The sequence below is a fragment of the Streptomyces sp. NBC_00249 genome (assembly GCF_026342355.1).
Taxonomy (GTDB): Bacteria; Actinomycetota; Actinomycetes; order Streptomycetales; family Streptomycetaceae; genus Streptomyces.
The window spans coordinates 36,915-52,964 of the sequence record NZ_JAPEMV010000004.1 but is presented as its reverse complement, the minus strand read 5'-3'; the positions used below and the strand labels follow the sequence as shown (position 1 = coordinate 52,964).

General features: G+C 73.2%; 15 protein-coding genes. 10 read left to right on the top strand and 5 right to left on the bottom strand.

Going from position 1 to position 16,050, the window contains the following annotated elements; genetic code table 11:
* Positions 1-32: 32 nt before the first annotated feature.
* On the bottom strand, positions 33-1,340 hold the full coding sequence (locus OOK31_RS18495) for a CapA family protein (protein WP_267088370.1): 1,308 nt from the start codon (positions 1,338-1,340) through the stop codon (positions 33-35).
* A 165-nt stretch (positions 1,341-1,505) separates the two neighbouring features.
* Between OOK31_RS18495 and OOK31_RS18490 the strand changes: the two genes are divergently transcribed.
* Positions 1,506-2,447, top strand: a complete 942-nt coding sequence (locus OOK31_RS18490; protein WP_267088369.1) for a hypothetical protein — start codon at positions 1,506-1,508, stop codon at positions 2,445-2,447.
* Between the two features lie 52 nt (positions 2,448-2,499).
* Here the strand turns inward: OOK31_RS18490 and OOK31_RS18485 are convergent, their stop codons facing one another.
* Positions 2,500-4,053, bottom strand: a complete 1,554-nt coding sequence (locus OOK31_RS18485) for a M28 family metallopeptidase (RefSeq protein ID WP_267088368.1) — start codon at positions 4,051-4,053, stop codon at positions 2,500-2,502.
* Positions 4,054-4,277: 224 nt separating this feature from the next.
* Complete coding sequence (locus OOK31_RS18480; RefSeq protein WP_267088367.1) at positions 4,278-5,402, bottom strand: DUF5937 family protein; 1,125 nt, start codon at positions 5,400-5,402, stop codon at positions 4,278-4,280.
* A 124-nt stretch (positions 5,403-5,526) separates the two neighbouring features.
* Between OOK31_RS18480 and OOK31_RS18475 the strand changes: the two genes are divergently transcribed.
* Positions 5,527-5,736, top strand: a complete 210-nt coding sequence (locus tag OOK31_RS18475) for a hypothetical protein (RefSeq protein ID WP_267088366.1) — start codon at positions 5,527-5,529, stop codon at positions 5,734-5,736.
* A 619-nt stretch (positions 5,737-6,355) separates the two neighbouring features.
* Here the strand turns inward: OOK31_RS18475 and OOK31_RS18470 are convergent.
* Together OOK31_RS18470 and OOK31_RS18465 are read right to left on the bottom strand one after the other, a co-directional pair.
* Positions 6,356-6,823 carry an NUDIX hydrolase gene (locus OOK31_RS18470; RefSeq protein ID WP_267088365.1) on the bottom strand — a complete coding sequence of 156 codons (468 nt, stop codon included), beginning with the start codon at positions 6,821-6,823 and terminating at the stop codon, positions 6,356-6,358.
* A 490-nt stretch (positions 6,824-7,313) separates the two neighbouring features.
* Positions 7,314-8,462, bottom strand: a complete 1,149-nt coding sequence (locus OOK31_RS18465) for a low specificity L-threonine aldolase (RefSeq protein WP_267088364.1) — start codon at positions 8,460-8,462, stop codon at positions 7,314-7,316.
* 109 nt (positions 8,463-8,571) lie between these two features.
* Between OOK31_RS18465 and OOK31_RS18460 the strand changes: the two genes are divergently transcribed.
* The 8 genes from OOK31_RS18460 to OOK31_RS18425 all read left to right on the top strand — a co-directional run bounded on the left by OOK31_RS18460 (position 8,572) and on the right by OOK31_RS18425 (position 16,045).
* Positions 8,572-9,522, top strand: coding sequence for a Rossmann-like and DUF2520 domain-containing protein (locus OOK31_RS18460; protein WP_267088363.1), 951 nt, complete (start codon positions 8,572-8,574; stop codon positions 9,520-9,522).
* Positions 9,519-10,514 carry a pantoate--beta-alanine ligase gene (gene panC / locus OOK31_RS18455; protein ID WP_267088362.1) on the top strand — a complete coding sequence of 332 codons (996 nt, stop codon included), beginning with the start codon at positions 9,519-9,521 and terminating at the stop codon, positions 10,512-10,514. The genes OOK31_RS18460 and panC overlap by 4 nt, the downstream gene beginning before the upstream one ends.
* Positions 10,511-12,253, top strand: coding sequence for an L-aspartate oxidase (locus OOK31_RS18450; protein ID WP_267088361.1), 1,743 nt, complete (start codon positions 10,511-10,513; stop codon positions 12,251-12,253). Before panC ends, OOK31_RS18450 begins: the two co-directional genes overlap by 4 nt.
* A gap of 2 nt (positions 12,254-12,255) precedes the next feature.
* Positions 12,256-13,224, top strand: a complete 969-nt coding sequence (nadC, locus tag OOK31_RS18445) for a carboxylating nicotinate-nucleotide diphosphorylase (protein ID WP_267088360.1) — start codon at positions 12,256-12,258, stop codon at positions 13,222-13,224.
* Positions 13,225-13,227: 3 nt separating this feature from the next.
* A complete protein-coding gene (locus OOK31_RS18440; RefSeq protein ID WP_267088359.1) occupies positions 13,228-14,037 on the top strand; it encodes a type III pantothenate kinase in 810 nt (269 codons plus the stop codon).
* A gap of 149 nt (positions 14,038-14,186) precedes the next feature.
* Positions 14,187-14,939 (top strand): GntR family transcriptional regulator, encoded by a 753-nt coding sequence (locus OOK31_RS18435; RefSeq protein ID WP_267088358.1) that lies wholly within the window; start codon positions 14,187-14,189, stop codon positions 14,937-14,939.
* 158 nt (positions 14,940-15,097) lie between these two features.
* On the top strand, positions 15,098-15,292 hold the full coding sequence (locus OOK31_RS18430) for a DUF397 domain-containing protein (RefSeq protein WP_267088357.1): 195 nt from the start codon (positions 15,098-15,100) through the stop codon (positions 15,290-15,292).
* A gap of 108 nt (positions 15,293-15,400) precedes the next feature.
* Entirely contained in the window at positions 15,401-16,045 is a 645-nt protein-coding gene (locus OOK31_RS18425; protein WP_267088356.1) for a hypothetical protein, read from the top strand.
* Positions 16,046-16,050 lie beyond the last annotated feature (5 nt).

Genomic DNA, 16,050 nt, shown 5'->3' with positions numbered 1-16,050 from the left:
GTGGGGGGAGTACGGGTGGAGGAGGCGGGGGGTCAGCCGGGGAGCTCCCGCAGGGGCCGCAGTCCGTCCTTGGCGGCGCCGCGGTTGAGCAGGGTGCCCTGGGTGCGTTCGAAGGCCAGCCGGTAGCGGGCCCGCTGCTCCGGCAGCAGCTTCGCGCCGCCGCGCAGGGCCTCGGCCACGTCGACCAGCCGGTGGTCGCGGGCGGGCACCGGCACGGCGCCGGGCAGGCCGGATCCGGGGGTGCCCTGGGGCTTCGGCGGGATGTCGGTGAAGGTCGGCGCGAAGCGCGCCTGGACCTCCCACGCGCCGCCGCGCTCGGTGAACTCGAACCAGCCGATGACGCCCTCCTCGGTCAGCCCGCCGGGCACGTCGTGCCGGGAGATCTGGTTGCCGAGCCCGTACGCGACCCAGGTGCCGCCGATCTTCTCCATCGGCTGCACCACGTGGGCGTGGTGGCCGACGACCAGGTTGATCCCGGTCTCGCGGGCGATCCGGCGGGCCAGCTCCAGCTGCGCCTCGTTCGGGTCGGGCTGGTGCTCGCGGCCCCAGTGGAGGGAGAGGATCACGACCTCGGCCCCGGCGGCGCGGGCCCGCTCCTCGGCGGCGGCGACGGCCTTGAAGCTGATCGGGTTGGTCAGCCAGGGCTTGTCCGGGGGGATCCGGTTGCCGTTGAAGCCGAAGGCGAAGGACAGCTGGGCGACCTTGACGCCCTTGACGTCGAGGACCAGCGGCTTGTCGGCCTCCGCCTTGCTGCGGGCGGAGCCGGTGTGGGCGAGGCCCTCGCGGTCGAGGGTGTCCAGGGTGCGGAAGACGCCCTCGGGGCCGTGGTCGAGGGTGTGGTTGGAGGCGGTGGAGCAGGTGTCGTAGCCGACGCCCTTGATCGTCCGGGCGACCTGTGGGGGGACGAGGAAGTCCGGGTAGGCGCGGAAGGGGCCGGCGGGTTCGCCGAGGACCGGCTCCAGGTGACAGATCGCGAGGTCGGCCCGGCTGATGACCGGCTTGATTCCGGCCATCATCCGGTCGAAGTCGTAGCCGGGCCGGCCGGAGGCCTTCGCGTCCCGGGCGGCCTGCTCGGTCAGCGGGGGGTGGATCAGGATGTCGCCCGCGGCGGCGACGGTGAAGGACCGCCCGCCGCCTTTCGCCCGGGCGGCGGCCGTGCCGGTGCCGGTGCCGGTGCTGTTTTCCTTGGTGCTGCCGGTGCCCGCGCCGCTGCCCGGGGCCGCCCTGCCGCGGTCCCCGGCGCCCAGGAACGCACAGCCCGCGAGCGCGAGGCCCAGCGGGAGGGCGATCAGCGCGGCGAGGGTCCTGGCGGAGACCGATCGGGCGGGGCGGTTATTCACTGGGCTATTTTCAGCCAAGTGACGAGTCCGAAATCCACACAAGCCATAACGATCATTGCGGCTATTTGCGGCATGATCATGATGGTGGCGGCTTATGCCGGGTTTGGCTTGAATCAATCGGGCGAAATCCGCGCCACCGAGCCCTCGCAGGTCCCGGCGCCTGTGGTGCACGACACGGATCTGCTCACCCGCGTGACGGGCTTCACCGCGGAATTCGGCCCGGCGGGGGGATATCGCGGCCCGGACCAGGCCGAGCGGACCGCCCTGGTCGAGGGGGTTTCTGCCCTGTTCGACGGAAATACGGAAAAGGCCGGGATTCGGCTGGCCGAGGTGGGATACCGGCTCGACACCTTCACCGATGGGGCCGGCGGACGCCGCTTCGCGGAGGTCGCCGACGCCCGGCCGGGATCCGGAGCCGGAGCGGGTGCCGGAGCGGGTGGCCGTGGCTGGGGCCGGATCTACCTGGACCTCGGCGCGCCGCCCCGCTGGTCGGTGCAGATCCCGCACCCGGTCGCCGACCAGGACACCGAACGCCTCGGCGCCGAGGTGCTGCGCTCCACCCTGGGCGGGGTCATGGTCCTGGCGGGGGCCCACCGGAAGGCGGGGGGCGGGGGCGGGGAGGGTCCCGATTCAGGCGGGGACCCGGATCCGGGCGCGGAGGCCGAGTCCGGTGGGGGTGAGGCGGACGAGGGCGCCTCCCGGGACGTCGCCGACATGGCGCACCGCACCGACTCCGTCTTCCACGCCGTGATCGCGGAGCTGACCCGGCGCGGCCTGCCCGGCATCCAGCTGCACGGTTTCGCCGACTCCTCCGTCCCCGGAGCCGACGCCGTCGTCTCCACCGGCGCCGGGACCACGGCCGCCGCCGACGCCGGGCGGCTCGCCGAGCAGCTCCAGGCGCGCGGCGTACGCCCCTGCCGGTCCGCCGCCCGGTCCGCGGACTGCCGCCTCGCGGGCCGGACCAACGAACAGGGCCGCCTCGCCGCCGAGCACGGGACGTGCTTCCTGCACCTGGAACTCGCCCGCTCCGTCCGCGCGGACCCGGACCGGATGCGGGAGACCGCGTACGCGATCGCGTACGTCACCGCAGGCTGGGCGGGGACATAGCCGGAAGGGCCGGCGCCCCCGTGGGTGCCGGCCCCTCCGCCTTCCTGGCTGCTTACTCCTGCACGTCGTGGTCGTGACCCGGGCGCAGGCCGCCGCCGTTGCCCGAACCCGTGGTCGGCTTCGACGGGACGGGCTGCGTCAGCGGGGCCAGGTCGAAGGCGTAGTGGCCGACCGCGTTCGCGATGACGTCGACGTTGATGTCGAGCGCCTTCTGGTCGATGTTGTTGATGTCGTCACCCTTGCCGTGGTAGTTCACGTCGTAGGCGACACCCGCCTGACCGCCGAACTTCGCGGCCTGCTCAGGGGTCTTGATGCCCTCGGCGCCGGTGTCCGTACCACCGGACGGGATACCCGCCTCGATGAACGGGCCGTAGTCCGAACGGCCGGTGAAGTCACTGCCCTCGTGCGGGATCTTCTGCCCGTCGAGGAAGTCGGTGATCTGCTTCTCCAGCTGCGCCGAACCCTCCGGGCCGGGGCCCGCGCCGACCTTGTCGGAGTCGTCGCCGTCGTAGACGAAGTAGGCGGCGTTCGGCGAGGCGATCATGTCGAAGTTCAGGTACAGCTTGATCTGCTTCTTCTGCTCCGGCGTCAGCGAGGCCACGTACGCCTCCGAGCCGAGCAGACCGAACTCCTCCGCCGACCACCAGGCGAACTTGACCTTGTTCTTGATCTTGCTCTGGCTGCTCGCCAGGCGCTGCGCGACCTGGAGGATGCCCGCCGAACCGGAACCGTTGTCGTTGATGCCCGGGCCGGCCGCGACCGAGTCCAGGTGCGCGCCGAGGAAGACGGTGTTGTTCTCGTCGCCGCCACGGGTCTCCGCGACCACGTTGTACGTCTTGCGGTTCTCGCGGAACTCGCGGATGTCCAGGCTCAGCGAGACCGGACCGGCCGCGGCGTCGGCGGCGAGCTTCTCGCCGTCCGCCTGGCTGATCCCGCCGGTGGGGATCTTGCCGGCGTTCGCGTCGCCGAGGGTGCCGTTGAGGGCGCCCGGCGTGTTGTTGTAGATCACCGCGCCGGCCGCGCCGGCCGCCGCCGCGTTCGCCTGCTTCTGCGCGAAGGTGCAGCCACCGCGCTTGACCAGGGCGATCTTGCCGGTGAAGGTCCCGGAGGCGAAGTCGGCGGGCTCGCAGCCCGTCGTACCGTCCGCGTCCACGGGCACGACGGCCACCGGGGCGGTGATGCCGCCCTCCGGGCCGCTCGCCGTGTACGTCATCAGCTTGACCGGGATGTCACGGCCCCCGGCGCCGTTCACCTTCAACGTCTCGGCGATCGTCTCCACGTAGACGAAGTCGAACTCGTGGCGCGTGACCTTGTACCCGGCGGCCTTCAGCACGGCCTCCACGTACTGGGCCGACTGGACGTGGCCCTTCGAACCGGCGACGCGGGTGCCCTTGTTGTAGTCGGCGATCGACTGGAAGACCTTCAGGTGGTTGTTGGCACCCTTGCCGGTCGCCTCCTTGACCAACTTCCTGGCCAGGGCGTCGCCCCGGGCGGCATCGCTCTGCGGGCTGCCGGTCGCGCCGGCGGGACCCGCGAGGAGCAGCGGGGAGACGAGGGCAGCGGCAGCCAGCGCTGCGGTGGCTGCGGCTATACGGCGAGAGGGCATGAAAGTCCTTTCACAGCAGGTGCGGGGCGCACGGTGCGTGGGGGAGTGGTGGGCGCACGTTAGGCACCAACAGGCCGGACGCGCCAGAGTTTTCACTGCTTCCGGTTTGTGAAATCCGGATATCGGTGCCTACGCGCCGTCGAAATCAGGCCACCGTCCGGTGTGGAGGGCAGCGCTCGGCGCAGGACTCGGTGCAGCACTCAGTGCAGGACTCGGCGCGGGGCTCAGCGCAGGATGCCCTCGATGAAATCCGTGCCTATTCGGGCCACCACGGACAGGTCCAACTGATGCTGGACATAACGGCCCTGACGGCGGGTGTGCAGCAGCCCGGCCTTCTTCAGCGCGGCCAGGTGCCGGGACACCTCCGGCGCCGTGATCCCGTGCACCGTCGCCAGCTCGCTCGTCGTGTACGGGGCCCGCGCCAGACTCCGGCACAGCATCATCCGCATCGGGTGCGCCAGCGCCTCCATCCGTCGCTGCATCAGCTCCACCGAACCGGGGGAGGAGGCCAGCTCGGGCGAGTCCAACGGGTAGTGCACCACCGGCCGCCAGCCGGGCGCGTGCAGCACGAGCAGGTGCGGCCACCCGAAGTTCGTCGGGACGAGGACCAGCCCGGCACCGATCCGCGGATCGGTGGCGGTGGCCTGGCCGTTGACCATCTTGTCCACGGTGATCGTGGTGTGCGCCTCGTCCACGCTCAGCGCGGCGGAGACCTCCTTCAGCGCGGCCCCCAGCCCCCTGTGCCGCAGCACCTCCGCCTTGTGCCGGGCGTCCGCGCTCTGCCGGGGCCCGATCCGCCGCCAGGTCTCCGCGAAGAACGCCTCGTCGCAGTCCTCCAGCAGCCGCCGCAGCCACACCCGGACGCCGGCCGTGTCGTCCAGCAGCCGCAGCGAGAACTCCAGCTGGCGCGGTCCGCGCGCGGCCGCCGTCTCCAGCGCCTTGGCACGGGCCGCGGGGTTGTCCAGCGGCGACGGCCAGCCGCCCTCGTTGTAGAGCGCCAGCCAGCAGTGCTCCAGGGCCGCCATCACGAAGCGCTCGTCGTCCAGGCGGTCGAGTACGTCCAGCTCCTCGGCCAGCGTCCCGGCGGGACGGCCCGTACCGCCGGGGACACCGGCGAAAGCCATGAAGATGTCGGAGAACGAACTCCGCCACATGAAGTCGGCCTCCAGCAGCCGGTCGGCCAGGCTGGGGTCGAGCGAAGCTGTAGTGGCGGTCGTCCAGGAATGCAGCCCCGGGTGGTGGGCCGGCTGCGAGAGCGCGTGCAGGGCCATGCACAGCTCGGCGAGGGGCGACGGCGCGAAGCCGATCTGCTCCGCGGGGAGCCCGGCGATGTCGATGGTGACGCTCACCGCCCCATCATGACCGCTTCCGCGGCAGGGTGGTGAATCCGACTGCGCCGCAGGTGGGAGGCGTCGATTGACGGGGAACGTCAATCGTCGCGCCGAGCGCCGCCGACGGGTTCAGGGTGGAGACATGACCGCCATCGAGCAGTACCTCATCGACACCTACCGCGCCGCCCAGCACGGCGACCCCATGCCCCCGCCCCCGGGCCGCGACGACGTGGCCGTACTGCGCGCCGTCCGCGCCGAATCCCAGTTCCGCGCGGTCCTGGCGGGCCGCCCGGCGACCCACCACTGGCGCTGGACCCTGGCCCGCCTCTTCAGGCCGGCGGGGCGGTGCTGAGGGCTCCCGGTGCGGGCGCGCTATCTCCCCCTCGACCCCGGGGGGTGGGGCGGTGGCTGCCCACCCGCCTCCCTGGCGGGGTCGGGGGCCCGGCGTCCGTCCCTGGGCGGACGGGGACAGCCGGCCGGGGCCCACGACGGCAGCGTCCCGGCGGGGCGGTCTCAGGGAGGGGTTGGGGCTTTCCCGTCAGTCTCATCGTCCTTCCGTGTCGGGCCGGCCTGTCAAGGGCGCTCCTTCGTCGCGTCGCTTCGCGATGGCCTTCGGCCACCCTTGACAGACCGTCCCGCCCCGGAAAAACGAAGACTGCCGGGAAACCCCCAAAAGAACGGGACGGGGCAGAAGGACAGAGGAGCGGGTCTCTCAGCGATGCGGCGGGCCGACTCCGGCCGCCATCCACCCATCCGGGCAGCTCACAGTCCCTCCCGGGACCGAGGCGCGGCCCTACCCGCACGAAATGACGACGAGAGGGTCACCAGCCCCCTCCAGACGCGTCAGATCGCTACGTGCTCCTCAATTCTCAGCGTCTGCGACCCGCCCGTGGCCGGTCACAGGCTGCCCACGATCGCTACGCGCTTCTCGCATTTCAGCGGCTGACGGCCGTCTTGGGCTCCTGGTGGAGTTATCGGACGACGGGTCCGTTTCCGGCTCGCCAGTCGTTGATGCGTTTGCGGATGCTCGGCACCATGGAGAGGTCGTCGGTGGCCTCGGGGGTGAACCAGGCGACCTCGAAGGACTCGTCCGAGGTGCGGAGGGTCCCGCCGGTGGGCCGGGCCAGCAGGCAGATGGAGAACTCCTGGCGTACTTCGCCGTCGTCGTAGGCGAAGACGTGGCCCGGGTTGGTGTACGTGCCGACGATCCCGGTGATTTCGACGGTGATTCCGGTTTCCTCGTAGGTTTCGCGGGCCGCGCAGTCGCCGATGGATTCGCCGAGATCCATTTTTCCGCCGGGCAGGGCCCACATGCCGTTGTCGGTGCGGCGCTGCAACAGCAGTCGGCCGGCTTGGTCCACGACGATGGTGGAGGCGGCCGGCACCAGGCTGTTCGCCCGTGGTGCGTCAGGGTCGTCCTCGTAGTCACGCCTGGGCATCGTTGCCGGTCCCCCTGATGTCGCGGCCCCGGCTCCATCCGTGCCGGACAAACCACCGTCCGCCCCGGGCAATAGAAGTCTATGACCAGCCACGGACGGACCGCAGACGCCGAGACGAGCGAAGCGCGTAGCGATCTGGTGCGCCTACCTGCGCCCGATGGCCTTCTGATCGTCATTTCGTGCAGGTACGGCCCCCCTGGCCCGGAAAGGGACTCTGAGCTGCCCGGATGGGTGGATGGCGGCCGGAGGCGGCCCGCCGCATCGCTGAGAGACCCGCCCCTCTGTCCTTCCCCCCGTCCCGTTCTTTTGGGGGTTTCCCGGCAGTCTTCGTTTTTCCGGGGCGGGACGGTCTGTCAAGGGTGGCCGAAGGCCATCGCGAAGCGACGCGAACGCAGTGAGCGCCCTTGACAGGCCGGCACGGCACGGAAGGACGATGAGACTGACGGGAAAGCCCCAACGCCTCTCCGAGGCCGTCCAAGGGTGGAAGTTCCTACAGCCGCTCCAAGAACCCCACCACCGCCTCGCGGACGTCGTCCGGCGTCCACGTCAGGCCCGGGGCGGTGATTTCCAGTTCCGTCACCGACAGGCCCGGCGGGTTCTCCGGGTGCCAGCGGCGGAAGAGGACCGTGCCGGTTTCCTCCGCCAGGCGGGCGCCCGCTTCCGTGAGGCGGTCCGCGTCGTACGGGAGCCACACCTGGAACTGGTGGGTGTGCGGGACCTCCGGGTGGACCCGGGACCACGGGACGCCCGCCTCCGTGAAGGCCTCGCGCAGCGCGGCCGCGACGGCCCGGGCCTGGGTCACGTAGGACGGCAGCTTCGGCAGCTCGCGTTCCAGGCCCGCCAGTGCGGACAGGGCCTGCGGGAACTGGCGGGAGACCTGGCCCCCGTACCGGTGGCGCCAGACGCGGGTTTCCTCGACGAAGGCGCGGGGGCCGGCCAGGGCGGCGCCGCTCAGCCCGCCGAGGGACTTGTAGAAGGAGACGTAGACCGAGTCGGCGAGGGCCGCGATCTCCGCGAGGGGGCGGCCGAAGTGCGTGGTGGTCTCCCACAGCCGGGCCCCGTCGAAGTGGACGACCGCCTCCCGTTCCCGGGCCGCCTCCACCACCGCCTCCAGTTCCTCCCACGTCGGCAGCAGGAAGCCCGCGTCGCGCAGCGGCAGCTCCAGCATCAGGGTGCCGAAGGGCTCCGGCGTGGCGGCGACCTCCTCGGCGGTCGCCGGTCGCGGGTCGGTCGTGGGGTGGACGGTCCGCAGCCCGGACACCGTCGACAGGGCGCCGCCCTCCCAGCGTTCCGGGTGGCTCATCGGGTGCAGGGCGACGACGGGGTTCCCGGTGCGGCCCGCCCAGCAGCGCAGCGCGACCTGCTGGGCCATCGTCCCGGTGGGGAAGAAGGCGGCGTCCTCGGTGCCGAGCAGCTCCGCGACCCGCCGTTCCAGCTCGGCGACGATCCCGTCGCCGTACAGGTCGCCCGGGGCGTCCATGTCGTACAGGGCGTGCGTCCCGTCCGGGCCGTACGGGGCCTGCGCCAGGTCCGCCAGCAGCTCGCCGAGGCTCGGCTCACGGATGCTCCGGTTGAGGGTCCGGGCGGCCCCGCGCCACGCCGCCACCAGCCGCTTCGTCCGTTCTGCGTCATCGCTCATGGGGTGATCATGCCCCTGGCCGCCACCGACCGGCCACGGGCCCCAGGGGCTAGCATGGCGGCGTATCGTCCGGTACCCCCCGCGGACTGGAACGGAAGGCATTCCCCGCGTGAACGCACCCCATCAGACGGACTCCCGGGATCCGTCCGGCCGCCCCGCCAGGCTCACCGTCGGCGTCGTAGGGGCGGGCCGGGTCGGCCCCGCGCTGGCCCGCGCGCTCCAGCAGGCCGGGCACCGTCCCGTCGCCGTCTCCGGAGTCTCCGACGCGTCCGTACGCCGCGCCGCGCGGATGCTGCCCGACGTACCGCTCGTACCGGCCGCGCAGGTGCTGGAGCGGGCGGAGCTGGTGCTCCTGACCGTCCCGGACGACGCCCTGCCGGGCCTCGTCGAGGGTCTCGCCGAGACCGGCGCGATCCGTCCCGGCCAGCTCCTCGTGCACACCTCCGGGCGCTACGGGACGGCCGTGCTCGACCCCGCGCGCCGGGCGGGCGCGCTGCCGCTGGCCCTGCACCCCGCGATGACCTTCACCGGTACCGAGGTGGACGTGCAGCGCCTGGCCGGCTGTTCCTTCGGCGTGACCGCTCCCGAGGAGCTGAGGCTCGCCGCGGAGGCCCTGGTCATCGAGATGGGCGGGGAGCCCGAATGGATCGCGGAGGAGAGCCGTCCGCTCTACCACGCGGCTCTGGCCCTGGGCGCGAACCACCTGGTCACCCTGGTCGCCCAGGCCATGGAGCTGCTCCGCACGGCCGGCGTCGAGCACCCCGACCGGATGCTCGGCCCGCTCCTCGGCGCCGCCCTCGACAACGCCCTGCGCTCCGGGGACGCCGCCCTGACCGGCCCTGTCGCCCGCGGTGACGCCGGGACCGTCGCCGCGCACGTCTCGGAGCTGCGCAAGCACGCCCCCGCCACCGTCGCCGGGTACCTGGCGATGGCCCGTACGACCGCGGACCGCGCCCTCGCGCACGGTCTGCTCAAGCCCGAGCTCGCCGAGGACCTGCTCGGTGTCCTCGCCGACACCGACCTCGCGGACACCGCAGAACCGGAGGGTGGCGAGCGATGACCGGCCCGCTCCTGCTGAACACCGCCGACGAGCTGGAGAAGCTCCCGCGCACCGGCCGCCGGGCCGTCGTGATGACGATGGGCGCCCTGCACGAGGGCCACGCCACCCTCGTCCGCGCCGCCCGCGAGCAGGCCGGACCGGACGGCCAGGTCGTGGTCACCGTCTTCGTCAACCCGCTCCAGTTCGGGGCGAACGAGGACCTCGACCGCTACCCCCGCACCCTCGACGAGGACCTGCGGATCTGCGCGGAGGCCGGCGCGGACGCCGTGTTCGCGCCCGCCGTCGACGAGGTCTACCCGGGCGGTGACCCGCAGGTGCGGATCACCGCGGGCCCGATGGGCGGCCGTCTCGAAGGCGCCACCCGCCCCGGCCACTTCGACGGGATGCTCACCGTCGTCGCCAAGCTGCTCCACCTCACCCGCCCGGACCTGGCCCTGTTCGGCCAGAAGGACGCCCAGCAACTGGCCCTGATCGGGCGCATGGTGACCGACCTGAACTTCCCCGTCGAGGTGGTCGGCGTCCCGACCGTCCGCGAGGACGACGGGCTCGCGCTGTCCTCGCGCAACCGGTACCTGACGCCCCTCGAACGCCGCACCGCCCTCGCCCTGTCCCGGGCCCTGTTCGCGGGCCGCGACCGGCTCGCCGCGCAGGCCGCGCTGCGCGCCCGCGCCGAGGCCGCCCCGGCCGGTGAGGGGCGGGCCACCGCCCTGGCCCGGCTCGGTGAGATCCGCGCCTCCGCCGACGCGCACGCCGTCTCCGCCGCGGGCTCCGGCCTGCCGGACGCCGTACGGGCCGCCGCCCGGCACGTCCTGGACGAGGCGGGCCGCCACGACCCGCCCCTGCTCCTGGACTACCTGGCGCTGGTGGACCCCGAGGACTTCGCCGACGTGGGCCCCGACTTCACGGGGCGGGCCGTCCTGGCCGTCGCGGCGAAGGTGGGCACGACCCGGCTGATCGACAACATCCCACTGGAATTCGGAGCACACGCGTGAGCACCACAGGCAGAGGCATCCCGGAGGCAGGCGCCGCCGGCACCGGCATACGGCTGCACGCCCCCGCGCCCGGCTGGGCCCTCGAGGCCGACGTCGTGGTCGTCGGCTCGGGCGTGGCCGGCCTCACCGCCGCGCTGCGCTGCGCCGCCGCGGGCCGCCGTACGGTCGTGGTCACCAAGGCCCGGCTCGACGACGGCTCGACCCGCTGGGCCCAGGGCGGCATCGCGGCCGCCCTCGGCGAGGGCGACACCCCCGAGCAGCACCTGGACGACACCCTGGTCGCGGGTGCGGGCCTGTGCGACGAGGCGGCCGTCCGGCTCCTCGTCACCGAGGGACCGGACGCCGTGCGCCGGCTCATCGACACCGGCGCCGTCTTCGACACCTCCGCCGAGACCGGCGAGATAGAGCTGACCCGCGAGGGCGGCCACCACCGCCGCCGCATCGCGCACGCGGGCGGCGACGCCACCGGCGCGGAGATCTCCCGGGCCCTGGTCGACGCCGTCCAGGCCGCCGGGATCCGGACCGTGGAGAACGCGCTGGTCCTGGACCTCCTCCAGGACGCGCAGGGCCGTACGGCCGGCGTCACCCTGCACGTCATGGGCGAGGGCCAGCACGACGGCGTCGGCGCCGTCCACGCGCCCGCCGTGATCCTCGCGACCGGCGGCATGGGCCAGGTCTTCTCCGCCACCACCAACCCGTCGGTGTCCACGGGTGACGGCGTGGCCCTCGCCCTGCGCGCCGGGGCCGAGGTCTCCGACCTGGAGTTCGTCCAGTTCCACCCCACCGTGCTGTTCCTGGGCCCGGACGCCGAGGGCCAGCAGCCGCTGGTGTCGGAGGCCGTACGCGGCGAGGGCGCGCACCTCGTCGACGCCGACGGGGTCCGCTTCATGGTCGGCCAGCACGAGCTGGCGGAGCTGGCGCCGCGCGACATCGTCGCCAAGGGCATCATGCGCCGCATGCAGGAGCAGGGCGCCCAGCACATGTACCTCGACGCCCGCCACTTCGGCGCCGAGATGTGGGAGCACCGCTTCCCGACGATCCTGGCCGCCTGCCGCTCCCACGGCATCGACCCGGTCACCGAGCCGATCCCGGTGGCGCCCGCCGCGCACTACGCCTCCGGCGGCGTCCGCACCGACCTGCAGGGCCGCACCACCGTCCCCGGTCTGTACGCCTGCGGGGAGGTCGCCTGCACCGGCGTGCACGGCGCGAACCGGCTCGCCTCGAACTCCCTGCTGGAGGGCCTGGTCTTCGCCGAGCGGATCGCCGCCGACATCGTGGCCGACCCGCCCGCCGGCAGCGGCCCGGGCGTACCGGTGCCCGCCACCGGCCCGCTCCAGCCCGCCGAGGCCCGCTACGAGGTCCAGCGCATCATGACGGACGGCGCGGGCGTGCTCCGCTCCGCCGAGTCCCTCGCCGGGGCGGCCGCCGCGCTGGAGACCCTCTACACGACCGCTCTGGGCGAACTGGAGTCCCAGGGCAAGACCGCCGTCCCCGGCGTGGACACCTGGGAGGCGACCAACCTGCTGTGCGTGGCCCGCGTCCTGGTGGCCGCCGCCCAGCGGCGCGCGGAGACCCGCGGCTGCCACTGGCGCGAGGACCACCCCGACCGGGACGACGCCGCCTGGCGCCGCCACCTCGTCGTACGGCTCTCGCGGACCGAGCGGCGGGCCCTGGTCGTCACCCCCACCGACTCCGCGGACTTCCCGTCCGTCCACCACCCCCTCAGCCTGGAGAATTGATCGTGAGCACCTCCGAACTCCCCCTGATCGAGCAGAACGAAGGCGGCTGCGGCGACGACTGCGGCTGCGGTGACGGCGAGGAGACCGGCCTCGACCCGGCGCTCGCCCAGCTCCTCGTCGACGCCGGCCTGGACCCCATCGAGGTCGAGGACATCGCGCACATGGCGCTGTCCGAGGACCTCGACGGCGGTGTCGACGTCACCACCGTCGCGACCGTTCCCGAGGACGCCGAGGCCGTCGCCGACTTCGTCGCCCGCGAGGCCGGGGTCGTGGCCGGACTGCGCATCGCCGAGGCCGTGTTCTCGGTGGTCTGCACGGAGGCCTTCGAGGTCGAGCGGCACGCCGAGGACGGCGACAAGGTGGAGGCCGGGCAGCTGCTGCTGTCCGTACGCGCCCGCACCCGCGACCTGCTGACCGCCGAGCGCAGCGCCCTGAACATCCTGTGCCGGCTGTCCGGCATCGCCACGGCCACCCGCCGCTGGTCGGACGTCCTGGAGGGCACCCAGGCCCGGGTCCGCGACACCCGCAAGACCACCCCCGGCCTGCGTTCGCTGGAGAAGTACGCGGTCCGCTGCGGCGGCGGCGTCAACCACCGCATGTCCCTGTCGGACGCGGCGCTGGTCAAGGACAACCACGTGGTGGCCGCCGGTGGCGTCGCCCAGGCCTTCAAGGCCGTCCGCGAGGCCTTCCCGGAGGTCCCCGTCGAGGTCGAGGTCGACACGATGCACCAGGTCCGCGAGGTCGTGGACGCGGGCGCCGACCTGATCCTGCTGGACAACTTCTCGGTCCCGGAGACCGAGGAGGCCGTCACGATCGTCGCCGGCCGCGCCGTCCTGGAGTCCTCGGGCCGGCTCACCCTGGAGACCGCCCGCGCCTACGCGGAGACCGGCGTGGACTACCTGGCCGTCGGCGCCCTCACGCACTCCTCGCCGATCCTGGACATCGGCCTCGACCTGCGCGCGGCGGTGTAACCCGTGCTCCTCACCATCGACGTAGGCAACACCCATACGGTCCTGGGCCTGTTCGACGGTGACGAGATCGTCGAGCACTGGCGCGTCTCGACCGACCCGCGCAGGACGGCCGACGAACTGGCCGTCCTGATGCAGGGCCTGATGGGCATGCACCCGATGCTCGGCAGCGAACTGGGCGACGGCATCCACGGCATCGCCATCTGCGCGACGGTCCCCTCCGTCCTGCACGAGCTGCGCGAGGTCACCCGCCGCTACTACGGCGACGTCCCGGCGGTGCTGGTGGAGCCCGGCATCAAGACGGGCGTGCCGATCCTGATGGACAACCCGAAGGAGGTCGGCGCGGACCGCATCATCAACGCGGTCGCCGCCGTCGAGCTCTACGGGGGCCCGGCGATCGTCGTCGACTTCGGTACGGCGACCACCTTCGACGCGGTGTCCACGAAGGGCGAGTACGTGGGCGGGGTGATCTCCCCGGGCATCGAGATCTCGATGGAGGCGCTCGGCGTCCGCGGCGCCCAGCTCCGCAAGATCGAGCTGGCCCGCCCGCGCAACGTCATCGGCAAGTCCACGGTCGAGGCGATGCAGTCGGGCGTGGTCTACGGCTTCGCGGGGCAGGTCGACGGGATCGTGGCGCGGATGGCCAAGGAGCTCGCGGGCCCCGGCGGCGACCCTGCCGACGTCCGGGTCATCGCCACCGGCGGCCTGGCCCCGATCGTCCTCGGCGAGGCCTCGGCCATCGACGACCACGAGCCCTGGCTGACGCTGATCGGGCTGCGCCTGGTCTACGAGCGCAACGCGCCCAACTTCGAGTGACAGCAAGGCCCCCGCCCCTCGGAGCGGGGGCCTTCGCCGTCACCCGCCGCCAGGCCGAACCATCAGCTTCAACCTGATCGGTTAGCTTGTCCGCGTTGGACGCACACGCCGCCCAGGCGGCGCAGCCGAGACGGCACAGGACGGCTCAAATGCCCCGTAAATCACCGTACTTGCAGGTGGTCGAATCGCTCCGGGCCCGCATAGAGGCGGGCGAGTGGGCGATCGGCGACAAACTCCCCTCACGCGCCCGGTTCGCCGAGGAGTACGCCGTCGGGCAGAGCGTCACCCAGCGCGCCATGGAGCAACTGATCATCGAGGGCTTCCTCGAGGGCCGGGCCGGCTCCGGGACCTACGTCCGCATCCCGCGCCGGCGCATGCGCATGCTCCGCACCCGCCGCCGCGTCCCGGGAGCCGGCAACACCTTCCGCTCCGAGGCCGCCGCCCACGGCATCGCCGCCTCCTGGGACTCCCGCACCTTCCCGCAGCTCCCGGCCCCCGAACAGATCGCGGCCCGCCTCGGCATCGCCCCCGGCGACCCGTGCGTGATGACCCGCTACGAGTTCATGGCCGACGGCAGCCCCGCCGAACTCTCCGAGTCATGGGAGCCCCTGGCCATCACCTCCGGCACCCCGGTGGTCATGCCCGAGGAGGGCGACCTGCGCGGGGCCGGGGTGGTGGCGCGGATGCGGTCCATCGGCATCACGGTGGCCTCGGTGGTGGAGGTCCCGCGGCCCTCCCGCGCCGACCAGAACCAGGCCAACCTGCTCGGGATCAGCCTCGGCGCGCTGATCACCGAGGTCGAACGCACCTACATCGACTCCGACGGGCGCCCCGTGGAGACCGCAGACCTCGTCATCCCCGACTCCCGCTACGAGATCGCGTACGCCTTCCCCGTCGAATGACCGGCCGGCCGCCCGGAGGCCGGGGCAACCACCGGGGGCGCGGCGGCGTCAGACATTCCGAGCCGATTTTTTCCCGAATGTGGCCGGAGTCCGCGCCTTCCGGCGCTAGCGTCGCGCTGGAGAAGGACCGCGACCTCGTCCACTGCGGAGGAGACACCATGACCGCGAACACCCGACCCGACTGGCGGAAGTCCTCCTACTGCGCCAGCAGCGGGGACGCCTGCGTCTACGTGGCGGCCGCGCCCGGCACGCTCGTCCGCGTGGCGGACCGGGCCGACCCCGCGCACCTCGTGATGGCCACCACCCACGACGCCTGGGCCGCCTTCGTCGAGGCGGTCAAGGAGAGCGGCTGACGGGGCCGCCCCGGCGGCAGCCGGGGGGAGGGCCCCGCGCGGGCGTCCGCCGCGCCGCAATCCCCCACCCTCAGGGGATTTTGTCCGATTAGCGCGTATCTTCGCCCCATGCCCACGCCCTACGGATCCCGCGGCGGCATGGCGTTCAGCGCCGCCGAGCTGCTCGTGCTCAGGCGTCTCCTCGCCCACGCCCTCCAGTCCTCCACGGCCCCCCTCACCCCCGCCGAGGTGCAGGACTGCCTGCGCCTCGCGGCGTCGGTGGACGACGCGGCCGCGGAGGCGGGCCGGCTCAGAGCCTTCCTGCTCGCGGATCTCGACCGGTACAGAAGCGCGCTGCCCGGGAGCCTCTCCGGCTACCTGGAACTCCTCCAGGACGCCCTGGCCGCCGGGTACGAGCCCGTCCCCGACGACCTCGCCGCCCTGCGCGCCCTGCGGGCCAACCCGGTCGCCGCCGCCGTGCTGGAGCGCGCCCAGGGCGTCGCGGAGCGCTCCGTACGCCGCCGCCTGTCGGCCGCCGCCCCCGCGCCCCGCACCCGGCTGCTGGCCCTGGCGGGGGGCCGCGAGGAGCCCCGCCCCGCCGGCGGACCCCGCGCCGCGGACGCCCCGCGCCCGGAGCGGCCCCGCCCGGAGCCCTCCCCCGAGGAGCCCCCGCATCCGCAGCGGCCCGCGCGCCCCGTCCCGACGCCGGGCGAGGTGTTCCCGCCGCGCCGCAAGCCGGCCGCGCCCCCGGCGGCGGGCCGCGCCGTCGGATAGCTAGG

Excerpts from the sequence above, each read along its gene's own strand:
- OOK31_RS18430 (WP_267088357.1), top strand. The coding sequence starts at position 15,098 with ATGACCGCGAACACCCGACCCGACTGGCGGAAGTCCTCCTACTGCGCC.
- OOK31_RS18425 (WP_267088356.1), top strand. The coding sequence starts at position 15,401 with ATGCCCACGCCCTACGGATCCCGCGGCGGCATGGCGTTCAGCGCCGCC.
- panC (WP_267088362.1), top strand. The coding sequence starts at position 9,519 with ATGACCGGCCCGCTCCTGCTGAACACCGCCGACGAGCTGGAGAAGCTC.
- OOK31_RS18470 (WP_267088365.1), bottom strand. The coding sequence starts at position 6,823 with ATGCCCAGGCGTGACTACGAGGACGACCCTGACGCACCACGGGCGAAC.
- OOK31_RS18475 (WP_267088366.1), top strand. The coding sequence starts at position 5,527 with ATGACCGCCATCGAGCAGTACCTCATCGACACCTACCGCGCCGCCCAG.
- OOK31_RS18465 (WP_267088364.1), bottom strand. The coding sequence starts at position 8,462 with ATGAGCGATGACGCAGAACGGACGAAGCGGCTGGTGGCGGCGTGGCGC.
- OOK31_RS18485 (WP_267088368.1), bottom strand. The coding sequence starts at position 4,053 with ATGCCCTCTCGCCGTATAGCCGCAGCCACCGCAGCGCTGGCTGCCGCT.
- OOK31_RS18435 (WP_267088358.1), top strand. The coding sequence starts at position 14,187 with ATGCCCCGTAAATCACCGTACTTGCAGGTGGTCGAATCGCTCCGGGCC.